This window comes from Streptomyces sp. NPDC058326, assembly GCF_042879855.1.
GTDB lineage: Bacteria > Actinomycetota > Actinomycetes > Streptomycetales > Streptomycetaceae > Streptomyces.
The window spans coordinates 304762-324228 of record NZ_JBHVZO010000002.1; the positions used below are offsets into that span (position 1 = coordinate 304762).

The 19467-nt window shown below is 73.4% G+C and carries 19 protein-coding genes; 11 read left to right on the forward strand and 8 right to left on the reverse strand.

Translation table 11 applies throughout. The features are described from left to right. Positions 1–65 precede the first annotated feature (65 nt). A complete protein-coding gene (locus ACFVYX_RS04150) occupies positions 66–1430 on the forward strand; it encodes an amino acid permease (protein ID WP_389679746.1) in 1365 nt (454 codons plus the stop codon). Positions 1431–1509: 79 nt separating this feature from the next. Here ACFVYX_RS04150 and ACFVYX_RS04155 read toward each other — a convergent pair whose 3' ends face one another. After that, positions 1510–2634 (reverse strand): serine hydrolase domain-containing protein, encoded by a 1125-nt coding sequence (locus ACFVYX_RS04155; RefSeq protein ID WP_389680040.1) that lies wholly within the window; start codon positions 2632–2634, stop codon positions 1510–1512. 211 nt (positions 2635–2845) lie between these two features. After that, positions 2846–3742, reverse strand: coding sequence for an alpha/beta hydrolase (locus tag ACFVYX_RS04160; RefSeq protein ID WP_389679747.1), 897 nt, complete (start codon positions 3740–3742; stop codon positions 2846–2848). Between the two features lie 107 nt (positions 3743–3849). On the opposite strand from ACFVYX_RS04160, the gene ACFVYX_RS04165 reads away from it, so the two are divergent. The 5 genes from ACFVYX_RS04165 to ACFVYX_RS04185 all read left to right on the forward strand — a co-directional run bounded on the left by ACFVYX_RS04165 (position 3850) and on the right by ACFVYX_RS04185 (position 8297). Further along, entirely contained in the window at positions 3850–4884 is a 1035-nt protein-coding gene (locus ACFVYX_RS04165; protein WP_389679748.1) for a helix-turn-helix domain-containing protein, read from the forward strand. 180 nt (positions 4885–5064) lie between these two features. Further along, positions 5065–5448, forward strand: coding sequence for a hypothetical protein (locus ACFVYX_RS04170; protein ID WP_389679749.1), 384 nt, complete (start codon positions 5065–5067; stop codon positions 5446–5448). Between the two features lie 54 nt (positions 5449–5502). Continuing rightward, positions 5503–5655 carry a hypothetical protein gene (locus tag ACFVYX_RS04175; protein ID WP_389679750.1) on the forward strand — a complete coding sequence of 51 codons (153 nt, stop codon included), beginning with the start codon at positions 5503–5505 and terminating at the stop codon, positions 5653–5655. Between the two features lie 93 nt (positions 5656–5748). After that, a complete protein-coding gene (locus tag ACFVYX_RS04180; protein WP_389679751.1) occupies positions 5749–7707 on the forward strand; it encodes an alpha/beta hydrolase in 1959 nt (652 codons plus the stop codon). Between the two features lie 167 nt (positions 7708–7874). Beyond that, positions 7875–8297, forward strand: coding sequence for a hypothetical protein (locus ACFVYX_RS04185; protein ID WP_389679752.1), 423 nt, complete (start codon positions 7875–7877; stop codon positions 8295–8297). Between the two features lie 6 nt (positions 8298–8303). On the opposite strand, the gene ACFVYX_RS04190 is transcribed toward ACFVYX_RS04185, so the two are convergent. Next, entirely contained in the window at positions 8304–9143 is an 840-nt protein-coding gene (locus ACFVYX_RS04190) for a helix-turn-helix domain-containing protein (RefSeq protein WP_389679753.1), read from the reverse strand. A 91-nt stretch (positions 9144–9234) separates the two neighbouring features. Between ACFVYX_RS04190 and ACFVYX_RS04195 the strand changes: the two genes are divergently transcribed. Beyond that, the gene (locus tag ACFVYX_RS04195; protein ID WP_389679754.1) at positions 9235–9540 is read left to right on the forward strand and encodes a 4a-hydroxytetrahydrobiopterin dehydratase; all 306 of its coding nucleotides are present in this window, start codon (positions 9235–9237) and stop codon (positions 9538–9540) included. A 38-nt stretch (positions 9541–9578) separates the two neighbouring features. Continuing rightward, complete coding sequence (locus ACFVYX_RS04200) at positions 9579–10325, forward strand: class I SAM-dependent methyltransferase (protein ID WP_389679755.1); 747 nt, start codon at positions 9579–9581, stop codon at positions 10323–10325. A gap of 183 nt (positions 10326–10508) precedes the next feature. Here ACFVYX_RS04200 and ACFVYX_RS04205 read toward each other — a convergent pair whose 3' ends face one another. Beyond that, positions 10509–11405, reverse strand: coding sequence for an NmrA family transcriptional regulator (locus tag ACFVYX_RS04205; protein WP_389679756.1), 897 nt, complete (start codon positions 11403–11405; stop codon positions 10509–10511). Positions 11406–11502: 97 nt separating this feature from the next. On the opposite strand from ACFVYX_RS04205, the gene ACFVYX_RS04210 reads away from it, so the two are divergent. Together ACFVYX_RS04210 and ACFVYX_RS04215 are read left to right on the forward strand one after the other, a co-directional pair. Next, positions 11503–12435, forward strand: coding sequence for a cupin domain-containing protein (locus ACFVYX_RS04210; protein ID WP_389679757.1), 933 nt, complete (start codon positions 11503–11505; stop codon positions 12433–12435). Between the two features lie 82 nt (positions 12436–12517). Then, positions 12518–13444, forward strand: a complete 927-nt coding sequence (locus ACFVYX_RS04215) for a class I SAM-dependent methyltransferase (protein WP_389679758.1) — start codon at positions 12518–12520, stop codon at positions 13442–13444. 18 nt (positions 13445–13462) lie between these two features. Here the strand turns inward: ACFVYX_RS04215 and ACFVYX_RS04220 are convergent, their stop codons facing one another. The 4 genes from ACFVYX_RS04220 to ACFVYX_RS04235 form a co-directional block, all read right to left on the reverse strand. After that, complete coding sequence (locus tag ACFVYX_RS04220) at positions 13463–13927, reverse strand: RICIN domain-containing protein (protein WP_389679759.1); 465 nt, start codon at positions 13925–13927, stop codon at positions 13463–13465. A gap of 145 nt (positions 13928–14072) precedes the next feature. After that, positions 14073–14867: an aldo/keto reductase gene (locus ACFVYX_RS04225; protein WP_389680041.1), complete on the reverse strand. Its 795-nt coding sequence runs from the start codon at positions 14865–14867 to the stop codon at positions 14073–14075. A 291-nt stretch (positions 14868–15158) separates the two neighbouring features. Beyond that, a complete protein-coding gene (locus tag ACFVYX_RS04230) occupies positions 15159–16982 on the reverse strand; it encodes an AMP-dependent synthetase/ligase (protein WP_389679760.1) in 1824 nt (607 codons plus the stop codon). Between the two features lie 261 nt (positions 16983–17243). Beyond that, positions 17244–18146 (reverse strand): LysR substrate-binding domain-containing protein, encoded by a 903-nt coding sequence (locus ACFVYX_RS04235; RefSeq protein ID WP_389679761.1) that lies wholly within the window; start codon positions 18144–18146, stop codon positions 17244–17246. Positions 18147–18359: 213 nt separating this feature from the next. On the opposite strand from ACFVYX_RS04235, the gene ACFVYX_RS04240 reads away from it, so the two are divergent. Next, complete coding sequence (locus ACFVYX_RS04240) at positions 18360–19445, forward strand: bile acid:sodium symporter family protein (RefSeq protein ID WP_389679762.1); 1086 nt, start codon at positions 18360–18362, stop codon at positions 19443–19445. Positions 19446–19467: the final 22 nt, after the last annotated feature.

Consider the following 19467-nt stretch of genomic DNA (forward strand, 5'->3'; position numbering starts at 1 on the left):
TTGGACGCGTGTTCGTCGCTACCGGACGATGGTCCGGATTTGTACGACGGAAGGCGCACCACCCCATGAGCACGGCCACCACAACTCCACAGAGCGGACCCCGGACGGACCCCGAGCCGGTCGAACGGCGCTCCCGCCGCTTCGGGCTCCCCGTTGCGACCGCCCTGGTCATGGGCAACATCATCGGCGGCGGAATCTTTCTGCTGCCCGCCTCCGTCGCCCCCTTCGGCACCATCAGCCTGGTCGCCTTCGGCGTCCTCACCCTCGGCGCGATCGCCCTCGCCCTCGTCTTCGGCCGCCTCGCCCACCGCCACCCGCGGACCGGCGGACCGTACGTCTACGCCCGCGAGGCCTTCGGTGACTTCGCCGGATTCCTGACCGCATGGTCGTACTGGATCACCACCTGGGTCTCCAACGCGGCCCTCGCCGTCGCCGCCGTCGGCTACCTCGACGTGCTGATCCCCCTCCACGGATCGACGCCCGCCACCATCGCCGCCGCCCTTCTCATCCAGTGGCTCCCGGCCCTCGCCAACCTCGCCGGCACCCGCTGCGTCGGCGCCGTACAGCTCGTGGCGACCGTGCTCAAGTTCCTGCCGCTGCTGCTCGTCGCCTTCGGCGGACTCTTCTTCTTCGACAGCGACAACCTCGGGCCCTTCCACGCCGGCGGAGACAGCGCGCTCGGCGCCGTCTCCGCCTCCGCCGCGATCCTGCTCTTCAGCTACCTCGGTGTCGAGTCGGCCGCCGTCAGCGCCGGCGAGGTCCGCGACCCGCGCCGGAACGTCGGCCGCGCCACCGTCCTCGGCACCCTCGCCGCCGCCCTCCTCTACCTCCTCACCACCCTGTCCGTCTTCGGCACCGTCCCGCACGAGCGGCTCGTCGCCTCCAGCGCCCCCTTCACGGACTCCGTCAACCTCGTGTTCGGCGGCTCCTGGGGCGGCACCGCCGTCGCCTGCATGGCCCTCGTGTCCATGCTCGGCGCCCTCAACGGCTGGACCCTGCTCAGCGCCCAGACCCCGTACGCGGCGGCCCGCGACGGCCTCTTCCCGAAGGCCTTCGCCCACAAGCGGCGCGGCGTCCCCACGGTCGGAGTGATCGTGACCGTCGTCCTCGCCTCGCTCCTCACCGTCTACAACTACACGGCCGGCACCGAGGGAGTCTTCGAGACCCTCGTCCTCGTCACCACCTTCACCGCCACCGTCCCCTATCTGCTCTCCTCAGCCGCCCAGTTCTTCTTTCTGCTCTCCGGACAGTCCGACCGGGTCCACCGCCCCCGGCTGATCCGCGACACCCTCCTCACCCTCGCCGCCTTCGGCTTCTCCCTCTGGCTGGTCGCGGGCTCCGGCTACGCGGCCGTCTACCAGGGCGTGCTGTTCCTCTTCGCCGGTGTGCTCGTGTACGCCGGGATGGCGGGCCGCAGGCAGCGCGCCTGACACCCCGGAGGCGGGGCGGCGCGGGGCGACGGACTTCGATCAGCCTCCGCCCTCGGCCTGCGGGCCTGCGACGCTCCGGCTACGGGGTGGTCTCCGGGGCCTGTGAGGCGTTCTCGGCGTGGACGCTGCCGTTGTCGCACATCGCTCGCTGGTACAGCGTCTTCAGCGCGTCGTCGATGGGGTGGTGCTGCGGCTTCCCCGAGGAGTCCGGCTGGTTCCACCTCTGGAGGTTGACCGCGACGGACATCTGGCGCTTGCCGTCGGCCGAGGTCAGGGAGATCGTTCCGGCCCCCCAGACCGTGCCGTCGTGACCCCAGAACGTGCCGCAGCCCCGGATGTCGACCTTGTGCAGGCCGAGGCCGTACTGGATCGTCGTGCCGTCCAGGGCGATCACCGGGACCGTGCGTCGCATCTCCGCGAGCGACGACCGGCTGACGATCCCGCCGCCGAGCAGCTTGCCGTAGAAACGGTTGAGGTCCTCCATGGTCGACACCAGAGCGGCCCCCGTCCCCGTCCAGGACATGTCGTAGACGCTGTAGTCGCGCGGCGGGTCGTTCAGTCCCCACAGGGCCTCGTACATCCGCGAGTGCGGTCCCCGGATGCGTGGCCCGGCAGGGAACCCGGTGTGCCGGAGCCTCGCACGCTCGATGACGTTCCGGGTGATGTACTCCTCGGCCGGGGCGCCGGTCACGTGCTCCAGCAGCTCGCCGAGGAGCAGGTAATTGGTGTTGGAGTACACCCCCGGAGTGGCTCCGGGCTCGCCCGCGGGAGGCGCGTCCACGCCCATCCCGATCAGCTCGGCCGGGCGGAACCGCCTGAACCGGTTGTCGTCCAGGCTCTTGGGCGACATGTCCTGCAGAGAGGGGAACGCGTAGCGGATGTAGTCGGGGAGGCCGCTGGTGTTGTTCAGCAGCATGCGGACCGTGATCTTCCTGCCGCGCTCTCCCGGTACCAGCCGCGGCAGGTAGTCGCCGATCGGCGCGTCGAGCCGGATCCGGCCCTGCTCGACCTGCTGCATGATCGCGGCGGCGGTGAAGGTCTTGGTGATGCTGCCGACGCGCTGCCGCATGCCGGGCGTCACGGGACGGCCGGTCCTGACATCGGCGACCCCCGAAGCCTCGCGCCACACCTGGCCGGCGGCGCGCACCTCGGCGAACGCCCCCGGGATCCCCGCGTGGTGGACAGCCTCCAAGGCGGACTTCAGCTCCGCGGGATCGAAGCCGGTCGACGGGTTCGCGCCGGCGGCCGGGACGGCCCTTGTCGCATCGGGCGCGGGAACCGCCGCCACCGTGCCCGCCGCACAGACACTCAGCGCGGCCACACTCCCGCATATCGCCAGTCGGATCTTCAAGACGTCCGTCCTTTCGTGATCGGTGAACGCACAGGGGACTCCCCGTGCAGGTCGACATCCACGGCTATCCCGCCAGCGCGCGGCGCAGAGCGGCGCCGAGTTCGGCGTTCTGCCGCTGCGAGACATCGGCGGAGAGGATCGCCTGGGACCCGTGGAAGGTGCCGGGCCACTGGTGGAGTTCGACCGACACACCCGCCTGCATCAGGCGCAGCGCGTAGGCGATGCCCTCGTCCCGATTCGGACAGAACTCCGCGGTGGCGATGTAGGCCGGCGGCAGGCCGGACAGATCGGTGGCCCGCGCGGGGGCGGCGTACGGCGTGGCGGGCCGGGAGCCCAGGCAGTGCCGCCACGCCGCGGCGAGCTTGTCCCGATCGAACCACGGCGTGTCGGTGAAGTTCCGTGCCGACCACGACTCCTGACGATCGTCCAGGCCCGGCTGGTTGAGCAGCTGGAAGCAGATCGCCGGCCCCTGCTCGTCACGCGAACGCAGGCTCACCGCGGCCGCGAGGTTCGCACCGGCGCTGTGTCCCCCGACCGCGATCCGCGCCGGGTCGACGCCGAGTTCGCCCGCGTGCTCGCCGGCCCAGGCCAGTACGGCACAGGCGTCGTCGAGGGCGGCCGGGAACCGGTGCTCGGGCGCCAGGCGGTAGCCCACCGAGATCACCACCGCCCCGGAGAGGTCCGCGATCCGGGCGGCCCACGGATGCTCGGTGTCCAGGTCACCGAAGACTCCGCCGCCCCCGTGCAGCCAGACGACGGCGCCCTGTGCCCGGTGCGGACGGTAGACCCGCACCTTCACGTCCGGATCGGCGGGCACCGTGCGGTCCTCGACGTCCATGCGGGAGGTGTCCGGCGCCGGCGCCGCGGCCGCCCGCTCGGCGAAGTCCTTGCGCGCGGCGACCGGGTCGTTCATGTCCATGTGCGGGAGGAAGGGGATGAATGCTTCGAGTTCGGGATCCATGACGACCATCCTCACGGCCGTGGGCCGAGAGGTCGTCCGACATCCGTCGCGCGTCCCGCACCGATCACGCGCCCCTCGGCGCACCCCCGTTCTTCTACCCTTCTGCCATGGAAGCACTGGCCGTACGGCTGTCGGGACTCGATCCGTACGTCGACGGAGCGATCCGCATCCTCGCGTTCTACGACACGCTGATGCGCCGACGGGTGGATCTGCCGGCGCTCGCACGGGCATCGGCGGGCCTTGCCGAGTGCGTGACCGGCATCCGGCTCCACGGCACGGGCCGGACGATCCGCTTCGCGCCCGACGGCAGGCAGGCCACCACCCCGCCGTCGCCCGCGTCCACCACCCTCCCCATCACCCTCGACGAGGAGGAGATCGGCACGGCGTGGCTGGAGCGCCCCGGCTCACCCAATCCGCTCGACGAGGTACTCCTCGACCGGCTCGCTCTCGCCACCGCGGCGGCCGTCGAGCGATACGGCCCGGCCCGCACGACCATGGCCGACCCCGCCCTCGTCGAGCTGGCCGTCAGCTCCGACGGCGACGAGGTGGCCAGGGCGCGCGCGTTGCGGCTCCTCGGCTTCGCCGCCGACCTGCCGGTCCACGTCGTCGCCGTGCGCTCGCGGCTCCCGCTCGACCGGATCGGCGGCCTGATCTGCCCGGCCCGCCCGGTGAAGGCGGCACCGCTCGCCGACGTGGGCGTCATCCTGGCCACCACCCTGGACCCCGCCCGGTTCCCGGCGGGCGTGCGCGCGGGCATCGGCGCCGCCGGGAGCCCCGACCGGTCCTGGCGGGAAGCCCGTGCCGCGCTCCGCTTCACCACTCCTCGCGAACCCGTCGTCCGCCACGCCGACCTGGGCGCGCTCGCGCTCCTGGCCCAGCTCCCTCCGGACGCCTTGCGTGACAACGCCGACGTCGCCGCCATCGCCCGCGTCGCGGGCAACCCGGGAGACATGGAGACTCTGGACGCCTACTGCGGCACCGGCTCCCTGCGCCGGGCCGCCGATCTCCTCCACCTGCACCACAGCAGCGTCGCCCGCCGACTCGAACACATCGCGAGGACCCTGGACATCGAACTCACCGAACCCGCGGGACTGACGCGGGTCAGGCTCGCCCTCACCGCATGGCGGCTGCTCGACGCATGAGAAAGATCCACCCCTCAATGAGCGCAGCCTTGTTGGAAGGGTGGTGCGGCCGGCCTCGTGAGGCAGGCGTGCGCGGCACGCAGGGGATCGTCGGGGAGTCCTTACGCCGCTCGGGCGGATCTGAGCCCCGGCCGGCCTTCCCGGGGTGCTCGCGGGGCAGTACGGATCACCGTGAGCCCCGTGAACCGGACGACCGGAGCGCCCGCCACCCCGGCGGGCGCTCGGACGCGCCCGGCCCGGGGCGGCGGGTACCCCTGGATCGTCCTGTTCCTCGTCCTGCTCGCCCTCGTCGGCACCGGCACGGCGGGCGTTCTCCCCGGCGGCGCCGAGTTCCGTACCGCCGCCGCCGCCCCGGCGCCCGACCCCCACGGCGAGACCCACGACCCGGCGGCCGCCGAGGCCGGACCGCCCCGTCGGGCCAGGCGGCACCGCACGGGCATCCGCCCGGCCCCCGCACGGCGGCACCCCCGTACCGGCCGCCGCCGGCCGTCCCGTACCGCCGCCCCCGCTCCCGTACCCGCCCCGCGCGGCGACGCGCTCCGGCGCGTGGTGATGCGCTGCTGAGAGGAACGCACCTCCCGGCAGCCCACTTCACCCCGCACCACGAGGAGTTCCGTCATGCCCGTCGACCCGTTCGCCGTCCTCCAGGCCCTGCTGCGCGCCGAGGCGTCCCGCTCCCGGCTCGCCGAACGCCGTTCCGCCGAGCCCGCAGAACCGGCGCCCGCTCCGGCGCCCGAGCGGCCCGCACCCCGTGAGGAGCCCACCCGCTGACCTCGCGTAACCGCTGAACCCGGCGGGACGGCCCGACGCGGGCCCGGCACAAACGCATTGCGGACCGATGTCCGGTCGTACGAGGCTGACCCGATGACCTCGACCGACCGGAACACCAGCCCCGATCGGTCCGCCGGACCCGCGCCCGGCCCGGGCCCCCACACCGACGCCCTGACCGCCGAAGCTCCGAGCACGGACACCGGGACGACCGACGCCCTGACCGCCGAAGCTCCGAGCACGTACGCCGGAACGACCGACGGCCGGGACACCGGCGCGCGGCGCGCCCCCGCCGCGAGCTCCGACGCCGGCGGCCGTGGTCTCCCCTCCCGCGCCGCCGACCGGCTCCTCGCCTTCGCCCTGCGCCCCTACTGGGACCGCCCGGACCCCGCGTACCTCATCCGCCGCTGGCCCGACCTCTTCGCGCTCAGCTGCGCCACCGTCTTCTTCTGGTCCAGCCTCACGCCCTCCCTCGTGCCCCGCCCGTGGCACCTCCAGGGGCTCGTCGGCGGCATCACCGCCGTCATCGGATACGCCCTCGGCTCCACCCTCGCCTGGCTCTTCCGCGCCCTCTCGCCCCGGCAACCGCCCACCTGGGTCCGTACCCGCTGCTGGCAGGCGTACTGGCTGCTCAGCCCGGTCCTCGCCGTGTGGCTCATCTCCGAGAGCGCCCGGATGCAGCGTCAGCTCCGGGTCCTCCAGGGCCTCCCGCCCTCCCTCACCTGGCACACGCCGGTGATCGCGCTCATCGCGCTCGGCCTGCTCCTCTCCGCGCTCCTCGTCGCCCGTGCCGTACGTCTCGGCTCCGTCACCCTCATACGCGTGCTCGGCAGGCTCCTGCCCCGGCCCCTCGCCTTCGCCGTCGGCGCGGTCCTCTCGGCGCTCGTCGTCCTCGTCGGCGTCCGCGACATCGTCTACGACCGAGGAGTCGTCGACATCGCCGACCGCATCGCCGAGGCCACCAACGACGGCACCAAGGACGGCATCCGGCGACCCGGCTCCCGGTTCGTCTCCGGCGGTCCCGGCTCCCTCGTCCCCTGGTCGGACCTCGGCTACCAGGGCCGCAACTTCACCGGCTCCACGCCCACCCGGGACACCCTCGCCGCCTGGACCGGCCGGCCCGCCCGCGCGCCCGTCCGCGTCTACGTGCCCTCCGCGCTGCCCGCCGCCTTCGCGGACGACCTCCCCTTCGCCGCCCAGGCCCGGCTCGCCGTCCGCGAACTCGAACGCACCGGCGCCTTCGACCGGGCGGTGCTCGCCGTGGCCGGCACGACCGGCACCGGCTGGGTCGACCCGAACGTCGCCGAGGCCCTGGAGTACATGTACGGAGGCGACACCGCGATCGTCGCCGTCCAGTACTCGTACCTCCCCAGCTGGGTCTCCTTCCTCGTCGACAAGGAGAAGGCCGGGCAGGCCACCCGCGCCCTCCTCGACGCCGTACGCACCCGCCTCGACGCCCTGCCCGCCGACCGCCGGCCCCGGCTGGTCGTCACCGGCGAGAGCCTCGGCGCCTACGCCGTCGAGGCCTCCTTCGAGGACGCAGACGACCTCCTCGCCTCCGTCGACGGCGCCCTCCTCCTGGGCGCCCCGAACTTCTCCCCGATATCCCGGGAGATCCGCCGCGACCGCGACCCGGGCAGCCCCGTCTGGCGGCCCCAGTACCGGGGCGGCGCCCATGTCCGGTTCGCCCAGTTCCCCGAGACCGACCTCGCCCGCCCGGCCGCCGACTGGGCCGCACCGCGCGCGGTCTACCTGCAGAACGCCTCCGACCCCGTCGTCTGGTGGTCGCCCGACCTCCTCGTGAGCCGCCCCGCCTGGCTCGACGAACCCCTCGGCCCCGACATCACCCCCGAGATCACCTGGTTCCCCTTCGTCGCCTTCTGGCAGACCTCCGTGGACATGGCCGTCTCGTACGGCGTGGGCGCCCCGCACGGCCATCGCTACGGTGCCGGGGCCGTCGACGGCTGGGCCGCCGTCCTCCCGCCACCCGGCTGGACCGCAGCCGACACCGCCCGCCTGCGCGCCCTCATCAGCCACCGGCCCGCCGCGTACTGAACCGGCGCCACCGGTTCCATCCGCGCGACCTGGGCATTACCTCTCACGTAATCGACCCCCTCCCAGGCCGCGCGGCATGCTCGGGGACACCGGAACCCGGGCGGCGCACTCCGCTCGGGCTCCGGCCCACCAGCCGCGCGAACGTCCCCCATGGAGGGTGATCCGCCATGTCCCAGGCCCTGCTCACCGGTCTCGCCCGCACCAACCGGCCGCAGTCCGCGGTCCGCCGCTTCCTCGCCCTCGACGCCGTCGTCACCGGTGCCAACGGCCTCGCCTACGCCACCGCCTCCGGGCCGCTCGGCGAGTTCCTCGGGGTCGACGCGGGGCTGCTGCTCGAACTCGGTCTCTTCCTCGTCCTGTTCGCCGCCGGGGTCGGCTGGCTCGCCACCCGCCCGCAGCCCCCGGCGCTCGCCGTGAAACTCGTCGTCGACGTCAACGCGCTCTGGGCCGTCCTGAGCGTCGTCGCCCTCGTCGCGTGGCTGGAGCCGACCACCGCGGGTCTGGTGTGGACGCCGACGCAGGCGGCCACCGTCGCCGGGTTCGCCGTCCTCCAGTGGACCGCGCTGCGGGCGGCCGGCCGCACTCGCTGACCGGCCCTACCGCCGACCGGCCTCACCCTCGACCGGCGGCAGGGACCGGAGGTACGCGACCGTCGCCGGGTCGGCCGGGAGGAACGTCTCGATGGCCAGCTCGGCGACCGTCACGTCCAGCGGCGTGTTGAACGTCGAGATCGACGACACGAACGACAGCACCCGCCCGTCGTGCTCGACACGGAGCGGCAGCGCGAAGTACGGATACATCTCCGCGTCCGGAACGTCCTGAGCGCCTTCCCCGTCCGCGCCGGGAGGCAGCGGATAGGCCGACACCTCCTCGTACAGCGCACGCAGCGACTCCGACCGCACCAGCGCGATCTGACGCTCCATCTGGTGCAGCAGATGTCCCCGCCACTCCCGCAGGTTCCGGATCCGGGGCGCGAGACCCTCCGGGTGGAGGGTGATCCGCATCGCGTTCAGCGGCGGCGTCAGCAGATGCTCCGGAAGCCCGTCGAGCAGCAGCCCGATGCCCCGGTTCGCCGCCACCACCGTGTACGAGCCGTCCACCACGAGCGCCGGATACGGCTCGTACCCCGACAACAGCCGCTCGATGCCCTCCCTGAGCGTCTCCAGACGCGGCGCGTCGAGCGGCGACTCCGCGTACCGGGGCGCGTACCCGGCGGCAAGCAGCAGCGCGTTCCGCTCACGGACCGGCACCTCCAGGTGCTCGGCCAGCCTCAGGACCATCTCCTCGCTCGGCCGGGAACGGCCCGTCTCCACGAACGAGATGTGCCGCGCCGAGGAGTCCGCGCGCAGCGCCAGCTCCAGCTGGCTCAGCCGCCGCTGCTCACGCCAGCCGCGCAGCAGCGTCCCTACCCCCGTGTCGCTCACGACAGTTGTCATGGCCAGACGGTATCCCAGAGGGGGACCCGGGTACGTTCTCCCGGGGACCCCTGTCCGTCACCCGCGCCACCCGACCCGAGGGAGCACCGCCGTGCCCACACAGCCGCTGTCGCAGAAGGAGATCGAGGACCGCCTTCGGGAGCTCCCCGGCTGGTCCGTCGAGGACGACCGCCTCACCCGTGTCTACCGGCTCGGCGACCACTTCGCCGCCACCGCGCTCGTCGTCCACGTCGCGCAGATCCAGCAGGAGCTCGACCACCACTCGGACCTGACCCTCGGCTACAACACCGTCTCCCTCTCCGTGAACACCCACTCCGCCGGCGGCACCGTCACCGAGAAGGACTTCGAACTCGCCGAACGCGTCGAGGGAGTCGCCCCCGGCCACGGCGCCAACTGACCCCCGGCTGCCCCCCAACCCCTCGTAAGATCATCCGCATGGCGGAGACCGTGCTCGACTACGAGGCCGAGGCAGCGCACTACGACCGGACCCGGGGCGGGCTGCCGCGGGCCGAGGCGGCCGCCGAGGCCGTCCTGCGGCTCGTGCCGCCCGGCGCCCGCACCCTCCTTGACCTGGCCTGCGGCACCGGCCTCGTCACCGAACGGCTCACCCGGCCGGGACTGCGCGTCCACGGGGCCGACGCTGCCCACGCCATGCTGCGGGTCGCCGCCGCCCGCGTACCCGGCCGGGTCGTCCGCGCCGACGCCCGCCGGCTCCCGCTCCCCGACGCCTCCCTGGACGCGGTCAGCGCCGTCTGGCTGCTGCACCTCGTGCCCTTCGCCGCGGAGATCGTCGCCGAAGCCGCCCGCGTCCTGCGCCCCGACGGCGTCTTGATCGCCACCGTCGACAAGGACGCGGCCCACGACGTCGGCAGCGACATCGACGCCATCCTCCGCCCGCACCGGTCGGCCGACGCGGCCTCCGACCGCGCCGACCTGATCACCCGGTACGCCGCCGCCCACGGCCTCGAACCCGCCCCCGGCACCCACTTCACCGGGCACGGCCAGGGCGCCACCCCGCGCGACACCGTACGCAAGCTGCGCGGCGGCTACTTCGTCTCCTGGTTCGATGGCGACACCGCGTCCTCCGACGCGCTCGCCGCCGCCCTCACGGCCCTCCCGGACCAGGACCGCCCCCGTGACGACCCCCGATACCGGCTGGCCCGCTTCGTCAGGCGCGGCTGAACTCCCTCACTCGGTTCGTCACCCGCTCCGCCCCGTTCCCCATCGTCCGCCGACGCGAACGCCTGCTCCCGGCGCGCCGAGTCCGGCCGATCCCGGACCAGCGGAACCGCACCCGGACCGGACGGGCGCACAGCGGTCCGTCCTCGCGATGTTCCTCCCTGACTCCTCCCGCTGGGGACGGTCTCAGGCGCCCCGACCGCCCCAGGCCTCCGCCGCGAACGCGGCGAACGAGCGCGGCTCACGGCCCAGGATCCGCTTCACGCCGTCCGTCACCGAGGCGTTGTGGCCGTCGAGGAGCGTCGCGAACAGGGCCGCGAGCCACCCGGCCTCGGGCGCCGGAAGCCCGAACCCGGTGAGCAGCCCCGCGTAGTCGGCCTCCGACACCGCCTCGTAGGCCACCGGGCGGCCCGAGACCCGGGCGATCTCCGCCGCCACCTCGGCGAATCCCACCGGTCGCGGCCCCGTCACCTCGTGCACCCGACCCGCGTGCCCGTCCGCCGTCAGGGTCTCGACCACGACGTCCGCCAGATCGTCCACGTCGATGAAGGGCTCCGCCGTGTCACCCGCCGGGAAGACCAGCGATCCCTCCGCGACCCCCTCGGCGAGCAGCCCCTCGGAGAAGTTCTGCGCGAAGAACGCGGCCCGCACGACGGCCAGTTCGACTCCCGTCGCCGCCGCCCGCAGCGCCTCCTCCGCCACGACCGCCTCGGGCTCCCCACGGCCGGACAGCAGCGTCACCCGCCGCACACCGCTCTCGGCGGCGAGCCGCCCGAAGGTGCTCATCGCCTCGGCCGCGCCGGGCGCGGCGAGATCCGGGTAGTACGCCACGTACGCGGCGTCCGCGCCCCGCAGCGCGGGGGCCCAGGTCGCCGGGTCCTCCCAGTCGAAGGGGGTCGCGCCGGTACGGGACCCGGCGCGGACCGTCGCCCCGCGCGCCCCGAGCCGCTCGGCCACGCGCCGCCCGGTCTTGCCGGAGGCGCTCGTCACGAGGATCGTGCGGGCGCCGAGAGCGGTGCGGGCGTCCTGGGCCGGCGTTTCCCGGGTCTGCGTGGTCTGTGCATTCCGCGTGTTCGTCGTCATGGCTCAAGACTCCCGCCCACGGCCCCGTCCGCCCATGCTCCGCAGTCTCACCCGCCTACGTCTCCGTCTCACTCCGGACGCCCTACCCTTGCCCCTCATGGACGCACTCGCCGGACTCCTCGACGGGCCCCGCGCCAGGGGCGCCTTCCTGCTCCGCATGATCATGGAGCCGCCGTGGTCCGTGCGCGTCGAGGACGGCGCTCCGATCTGTCTGATGTGCGTCACCGAGGGCGAGGCCTGGATCGTCCCCGGCACCGGTGACCCCGTCCTCCTGCGGCCCGGGGACATCGCCATCGCCCGCGGCCCCGAGCCCTACACCGTCGCCGACGCCCCCGATGCCCCGCCCAGCGCCCGGATCGGCCCCGACGGAGCCTGCTCCACCCTCAGCGGGGAGCCGCTCGCCGAAACCATGCGGCTCGGCGTCCGTACCTGGGGCAACGCCCCCGACGGCGGCACCACCGTTCTCGTCGGTACCTACCGGATGGACGGCGAGGTCGGCCGTCGGCTGCTCGACGCGCTGCCGGGGCTGCTGCACCTGCCCGCCGACGTGTGGAACTGCCCCCTCATGCCGTTCCTCGACGAGGAGATCGCCCGCGACGAACCCGGCCAGACCGTCGTCCTCGACCGGGTCCTCGACCTCCTGCTCATCGCCGGCGTCCGCGCCTGGTTCTCCCGGCCCGGCGCCGAGGCCCCCGCCTGGTACCGGGCCATGGGCGACCCGGTGGTCGGCCGGGCGCTCCGGCTGCTCCAGAACGACCCGGCCCATCCCTGGACCGTCGCCTCGCTCGCCGTGAGGGCGGGGGTCTCCCGGGCCGCGCTCGCCCGTCGCTTCACCGCGCTCGTCGGCGAGCCCCCGATGGCGTATCTCACCGGCTGGCGGCTCGCACGCGCCGCCGACCTGCTGCGCGAGACGGACGCCACCGTGGAGGCCGTCGCCCGGCAGGTCGGCTACAGCGGGGCGTTCGCCCTCAGTGCCGCGTTCAAGCGGGTCCGGGGCGTCAGCCCGCAGGAGCACCGCGCCACGGCCTGAGCAGCGGGTCCCCAGCGGGGGTTCTTTGCCGGACCGGCAACCTTTCTTGCACCGCTGTCCGAGTCGTCGCACGCTGGACCCCATGAGTCAGCAGAGCGAATCCCACGACGGACACGGACACAGGCACGGGCACGCCCACGCGCCCGGCCATCACCACCACGACCCCACCCACGTCGACTGGAACGAGATCGCCCCGCTCCTGGAGCGGCAGGCCGAGATCGCGAGCCCCGCCTACGCGGACGCCGCCGCCTGGCTCGGCACGCTCGCCCCGGCCCCGGGCGTCCGCCGGATCCTCGACGTCGGCAGCGGCCCCGGCGTCGTCACCGGTGTGCTCGCCGAGGCCTTCCGGGCCGCCGAGGCGGTCGCCGTCGACGGCTCGCCCGAACTCCTCGCCCGTGCCCGCGACCGTGCCGAGGCCCATGGACTGGGCGGCCGGGTCTCCACGCTCCACGCCGAACTCCCCGAGGGCATCGCGGGCCTGGGGCAGGCCGACCTGATCTGGATGGGCAACTCGCTGCACCACATCGGCGACCAGCGGGCCGCGCTCGTGGAGTTCGCGGGCCTGCTGAACCCCGGCGGCCTGATGGTCCTCGTCGAGGGCGGTCTGCCCACCCGTCATCTGCCCCGGCACATCGGGTTCGGCCGGCCGGGTCTCGAGGCGCGCCTCGACGCCGCCAACGCGGAATGGTTCGGCGAGATGCGAGCCGAGCTCCCCGGGTCCAAGGAAGAGCCGGAGGACTGGCGGGCGCTCCTCGCCGGCGCCGGCCTCACCCCCGCGGGCACCCGCACCTTCCTCACCGACGTCGCCGCGCCGGTGTCCCCTGCCGTACGGGAGTTGGCCCTCGCCCACTTCGGGCGGCTCCGGGAGGGCTGCGGCACCCGGCTCGACGCGGACGACCGGGCGACGCTCGACCGGCTCCTCGACCCGTCCGACGAGCAGTCCCTGCACCACCGCACGGACCTGTTCCACCTCACGGCCCGCACCGTCCACACCGCCCGCAAGGGCTGAAGGACCGGCCCGCCCGGGTCAGGACACCGGCTCGAGCCGCCACCACTGGAACGGGGAGTCGGTGTCCTCCCACTGCCGTACGTTGCCGCCGTCGGCCGTCGAACCGTCCGCGACCTCCAGGAGCCGTCCGCTGATGAAGCTCACCAGCGCGACCGTCCCCGGAGACTCCATGTCCCGCTCGATGATCCACTCCTGCGCGCCGAAGTTGTTCGCCTTCCACTGCTGGACGTTGGCGCCGTTCTCCGTGGACGCGTTGGCGACGTCGAGCCGCTTCCCGCTGGCCGCGTTCACCAGGTGGTAGAGCCCGCCGCCGTTCGGCACGGGCCTGATGTGCCAGTGCTGACCGGCCGTTCCGTTCCCGGTGCCCTGCTGCACGTTGGCGCCGCTGCGGCTCGACCCCTCGTACACCTCGAGGAGCAGCCCGCTGGCCACGTTCCGCACCCGGTAGAGGCCCTCCTCGACGGGCCCCGGAGAACCGCTCACGTACCGACTCCTTCTGTTCGCACCCCTGTTGGACGTCGCGGCAGGCGGCCGCGCGGGCCCCGAGGGCCGTCACCGACCCTATGTCCCGGGTACGACAGCGGCGCCGCACCACGGTGGTGGCACGGCGCCGCGGGAGCCTTTGGCCTCAGGCGCCGGCGTTGAACTCCGCCGGGTCGGGGCCCAGTCGGCGGTTCTCGTCGAGCGCGGCGATCGCCGCCAGGTCCTCGGCGTCCAGCTCGAAGCCGAAGACGTCGATGTTCTCCTGGATGCGGGACGGGGTGACCGACTTCGGGATCACCACGTTCCCCAGCTGGAGGTGCCAGCGCAGCACGACCTGCGCCGGGGTCCTGTCGTGCTTGCGGCCGATCGCGACGATCGCCGGCACGTCCAGGAGTCCCTTGCCCGAGCCCAGCGGCGACCAGGCCTCGGTCGCGATGCCGTACCGGGCGTGCGCCTCGCGGGAGGCCTGCTGGGGGAGGTGCGGGTGGAGCTCGATCTGGTTGACGGCGGGCACGACCGAGGTCTCGCCGATCAGCCGCTCCAGGTGCTCGGGGAGGAAGTTGGAGACGCCGATCGCCCTGGCGCGGCCGTCCGCGTAGATCTTCTCGAAGGCGCGGTACGTGTCGGGGTACGCGTCCTTGGCGGGCACCGGCCAGTGGATCAGGTACAGGTCGACGTAGTCGAGACCCAGCTTGTCGAGCGAGGCGTCGAAGGCCTTCAGCGTCGAGTCGTAGCCCTGCTCGCTGTTCCACAGCTTGGTGGTGACGAAGAGGTCCTGGCGGGCGATCCCGGACGTGGCGACGGCACGTCCCGTGCCCTCCTCGTTCCCGTAGATCGCGGCGGTGTCGATGGAGCGGTAACCGGCCTCCAGAGCGGTCGTCACGGCTGCCGCCGCCTCGTCGTCCGGCACCTGCCAGACGCCGAAGCCCAGCTGCGGCATCCGGACGCCGTTGTTCAGGGTGACCGAGGGAACCTTGCTGTCCGTGCTCACGTGGGAGGGGTCCTTACGTTGTCGCGGGTCGTGACGCCCGTACGACCCCTGACGACCGTACGGGTACTCCCAGGGTCAACGATCACGGGCCACGGCGCATTCCGCGTCCGGCCTTCCGGCCGACCCCGCGCACAGCGGCCGCCCCGGTCGCCCAGTAACGAGGCCGCCCCACCCCGCGGCCGCCCCGCACCTAGGCCGCCCCGCACCTAGGCCGCTCCGCGTCCCGGCCGCGGGAACGGCTCAGGCGTACAGCGCCGCGACCTCCGCCGCGTACGCCCGTTCGATCGCCTTCCGCTTCAGCTTCAGGGACGGGGTGAGCAGCCCGTGCTCCTCGCTGAACGGATGCGCCAGGATCCGGAAGGTGCGGATCGACTCCGCCTGCGACACCAGCGTGTTCGCCGCCACCACTCCCCGCCGGATCTCCGTCTCCAGAGCCGGATCGCGCACCAGCTCCGCCGGTGCGAGCGGCGCCCGCCCCTGCATCGCGAGCCAGTGCTCCACCGCCTCCTGGTCGACGGTCACGAGCGCCGCGATGTACGGCCTGTCGTTGCCGACGACGATGCACTGGGCGATCAGCGGATGCGCCCGCACCCGCTCCTCCAGGCGCGCCGGGGCGACGCTCTTGCCGCCGGAGGTCACCAGGATCTCCTTCTTGCGCCCGGTGATCGTCAGATAGCCGTCCTCGTCGAGGGCCCCCAGATCGCCGGTGGCCAGCCAGCCGTCGTTCAGGACGGCCGCGGTCGCCTCCGGATCGTTGAGATAGCCGGAGAAGACCTGACCGCCGTGCAGCCACACCTCGCCGTCCTCCGCGATGTGCACCGTCGTGCCCGGGACCGGCTGCCCGACCGTGCCGTACTTCACGCGCTCGGGAGGGTTCGCCGTCGCGGCGGCCGAGGACTCCGTCAGGCCGTACCCCTCGAACACCGTGATCCCCGCACCCGCGAAGAACAGCCCCTGCCGGCGGTCCATCGCCGAACCGCCCGACATCGCGTGCCGCATCCGCCCGCCCAGGGCCGCGCGGACCTTCCCGTACACCGTCCTCTCGAAGAACTGGTGCTGCACGCGCAGCGCCGCCGAAGGGCCGGGTCCGGTCCCGAACGCCTTCTGCTCCAGCGCCTCCGCGTAGGCCACGGCCACCTCGACCGCCTTGTCGAAGGGGCCCGCCTTCCCCTCCCGCTCCGCCCTGCGCCGCGCCGCGTGGAAGACCTTCTCGAAGACGTACGGCACGGCCAGGACGAAGCTCGGCCGGAACGCCGCCAGGTCCGGGAGTAGCTCGCCGGCCGCCATCACCGGCTGGTGCCCCAGCTTCACCCCGCTCCGTACCGCCGCGACCTCCACCATCCGGCCGAAGACGTGCGCGAGCGGCAGGAACAGCAGCGTCGACGCCTGTTCCCCCGGCCGGGAACGGAACACCGGCTCCCAGCGGCCCACCAGCATGTCCGTCTCGAACATGAAGTGGGAATGGGTGATCACACAGCCCTTGGGGCGACCGGTCGTCCCCGACGTGTAGATGACCGTCGCCACCGTCTCCGGGGTCACCGCCCGCCGGTGCCGGTGCACGACGTCCTCCTCGATCTCCGTCCCCGCCGCCGTCAGCTCGGCCACCGCGCCCGCGTCCAGCTGCCACAGACGCTGGAGCCGGGGCAGCCGGTCGATCACCGAGCCGATCGTCATCGCGTGGTCCCCGTGCTCCACCACGCACGCCGTGACCTCGGAGTCGTGCAGCATCCAGAAGACCTGCTCGGCCGATGAGGTCGGATAGACCGGGACCGGCTGGGCGCCGAGCGTCCACAGCGCGAAGTCGAAGAGGGTCCACTCGTAGCGGGTACGGGACATCACGGCGACCCGGTCGCCGAACCGCACGCCCTGCGCGATCAGGCCCTTCGCCAGACCCAGGACCTCGTCACGGAACCGCGCGGCCGTCACGTCCCGCCACTGCCCGTCCGGCCCCTTCCGGCCGAACACGATCCGCTCGGGCTCGGCGAGGGCGCGCTCGAACACGGCGTCCGCCAGACCGCCGACCTGAGGCGCCGCCTCGACGGGCGGCACGGTGAACTCGCGCACTGACCTGCTCCTCGACGGCTCGGTGGCTGGAAAAGCCCGTTGTCGCGCTCCGTACGGCGCGGGTGACGGTACCCCACACGACAGCCCCGCGGCAGGGCCTTCACCAAGCCGGGACATTCCCCGTTCGCACAGGTCAGCGCGGGTGACCGAGCCAAGTGACGGACATCCCGGGGCCGTTACCGACCGCCCGGTACGCCCGCCGGGCAGGAATCTCCACGGAATCTGTACCGGCCGCTCACGCGACCCCTGCCCCCGACCGGTTCACCCGGTCCTCCGCGGTCCGTCACCGACGGTCGGAGCACCGTCCCGCCGCAGCCGGTCGCCGCCCGCCAGGATCGCCTCCGCCAGCGCGTCCGCCGCCTCCTGCACCGCGCCGCCCCCGCGCCCACCGCGCAGCACGAAACCCACGTCCCCCAGCTCGGGAAGCCCCGCGCGGGCCGGGACCGGCACGAGCCCCGGCGGCACCAGGCCCCGAGTGTGCGCCATCACCCCGAGCCCCGCGCGCGCCGCCGCCACGTTCGCGCTCAGACTGGAACTCGTACACGCGATCCGCCACGCCCGCCCCTGCGCCTCCAGCGCCTCCAGAGCCCGCGCCCGGGTGATCCCCGGCGGCGGATACAGGATCAGCGGCACCGGCCGGTCGGGATCGAGCCGAAGGCCCGGCGCACCGATCCAGATCAGCGCGTCCTCCCACACGAGTCGGCCCTCGCTCTCCGCGTCCCGCCGTTTCGCCAGGATGAGATCGAGCCGGCCGGCCGCCAGCCGGGCCTGGAGCGTGCCCGACAGCTCGACCGTCAGCTCCAGATCGACCTCCGGATGCTCCCGCCGGAACGACTCAAGGATCTCCGGCAGCCGGGTCGTCACGAAGTCCTCCGAAGCGCCGAAGCGCAGTCGGCCGCGGAGCCGGGTCCCGCCGAAGAACGCGGCCGCCCGCTCGTGCGCCTGGAGGATGGTCCGCGCGAAGCCGAGCATCGCCTCCCCGTCCTCCGTCAGCGCCACCCGGTGCGTGTCCCGGGTGAACAGCGGCCGGCCGGTCGCCTCCTCAAGGCGTCGCACGTGCTGGCTCACGGTCGACTGCCGCAGCCCGAGACGGGCCGCGGCACGCGTGAAGCTCAGCGTCTGGGCCACGGCGAGAAAGGTGCGCAGATGCGTCGGCTCGTACACGGGACGACCGTACGCTCATCGCATGCCGTGATGACAGTCAGAGTGCTGTACGGGATTCCCGATCACCGGCCCGTGGACCAGGATGGGGGGCGCGCCCCCGCGCGCCCCGCGGGCCCGCCCGAAGCGCACGAGCCGCCACCCTCGCAGCGCGAGAGCATCCGCCCCGGAAGCGCGAGAGCCCCCGCCCCCCGCAGCGCAAGAGCAGTGGAGCCCATGACCCCCCGCACGACCGGCACCGTCCCACGCCGCCGCACCCTCCGCCTGCCGTCCCGACTGCCGTTCCGCCTGCCGTCCCGACTGCCCGTCGACGGCTACGTCCTCGCCCTGCTCGGCACGGTCGCCCTCGCCGCGCTGCTCCCCGCGTCCGGCGCCGCCGCGGACATCGCGGAAGGCGCCTCCACCGGCGCCGTGGCCCTCCTCTTCTTCCTCTACGGCGCCAGGCTCTCCACCCACGAGGCCCTCGACGGCCTCAAGCACTGGCCGCTCCACCTCACCGTCCTCGGCTCCACCTTCCTGCTCTTCCCGCTCCTCGGACTCGCCGCCCAGGGCCTCGCCCCCACGGTGCTCACCCCCCAGCTCGCCGGCGGCCTCCTCTTCCTCTGCCTGGTGCCCTCCACCATCCAGTCCTCCATCGCCTTCACCTCCCTCGCCCGCGGCAACGTCCCCGCGGCGATCTGCGCCGGATCCTTCTCCTCACTCGCCGGCATCGTCCTGACCCCGCTGCTCGCGGCACTGCTCCTCGGCGGCGCCGCCGGCGACCTCTCCGCCGACGGGCTCCTGAGGATCGTGCTCCAACTCCTCGCACCGTTCCTCCTCGGACAGCTCCTGCGCCGCTGGGTCGGCGGCTTCCTCGTCCGGCACAAGAAGGTCCTCGGACACGTCGACCGCGGCTCGATCCTCCTCGTCGTCTACACCGCTTTCAGCCAGGGCATGGTCGCCGGGATCTGGCACCTGGTGACCCCCGCGAGGCTCGGCCTGCTGCTCGCCGTCGAAGCCGTCCTCCTCGCCGCGATGCTGACCCTGACCTGGTACGGAGCCCGCCGGCTCGGCTTCGACCGGGCCGACCGGATCGCCATCCAGTTCGCCGGCTCGAAGAAGAGCCTCGCGGCCGGCCTGCCGATGGCCAGCGTCCTCTTCGGCCCCCAGGCCGCGCTCACCGTGCTCCCGCTGATGCTCTTCCACCAGATGCAGCTGATGGTCTGCGCGGTCATCGCCAGGCGCCGCGCACATGACACGGAGACGGAGGACCGGGAGAGCACCCCCGTAGGCCGGATCACACCCCTGACCGGACCTCGGTGATCATCCGGACCGCTACGGTGCT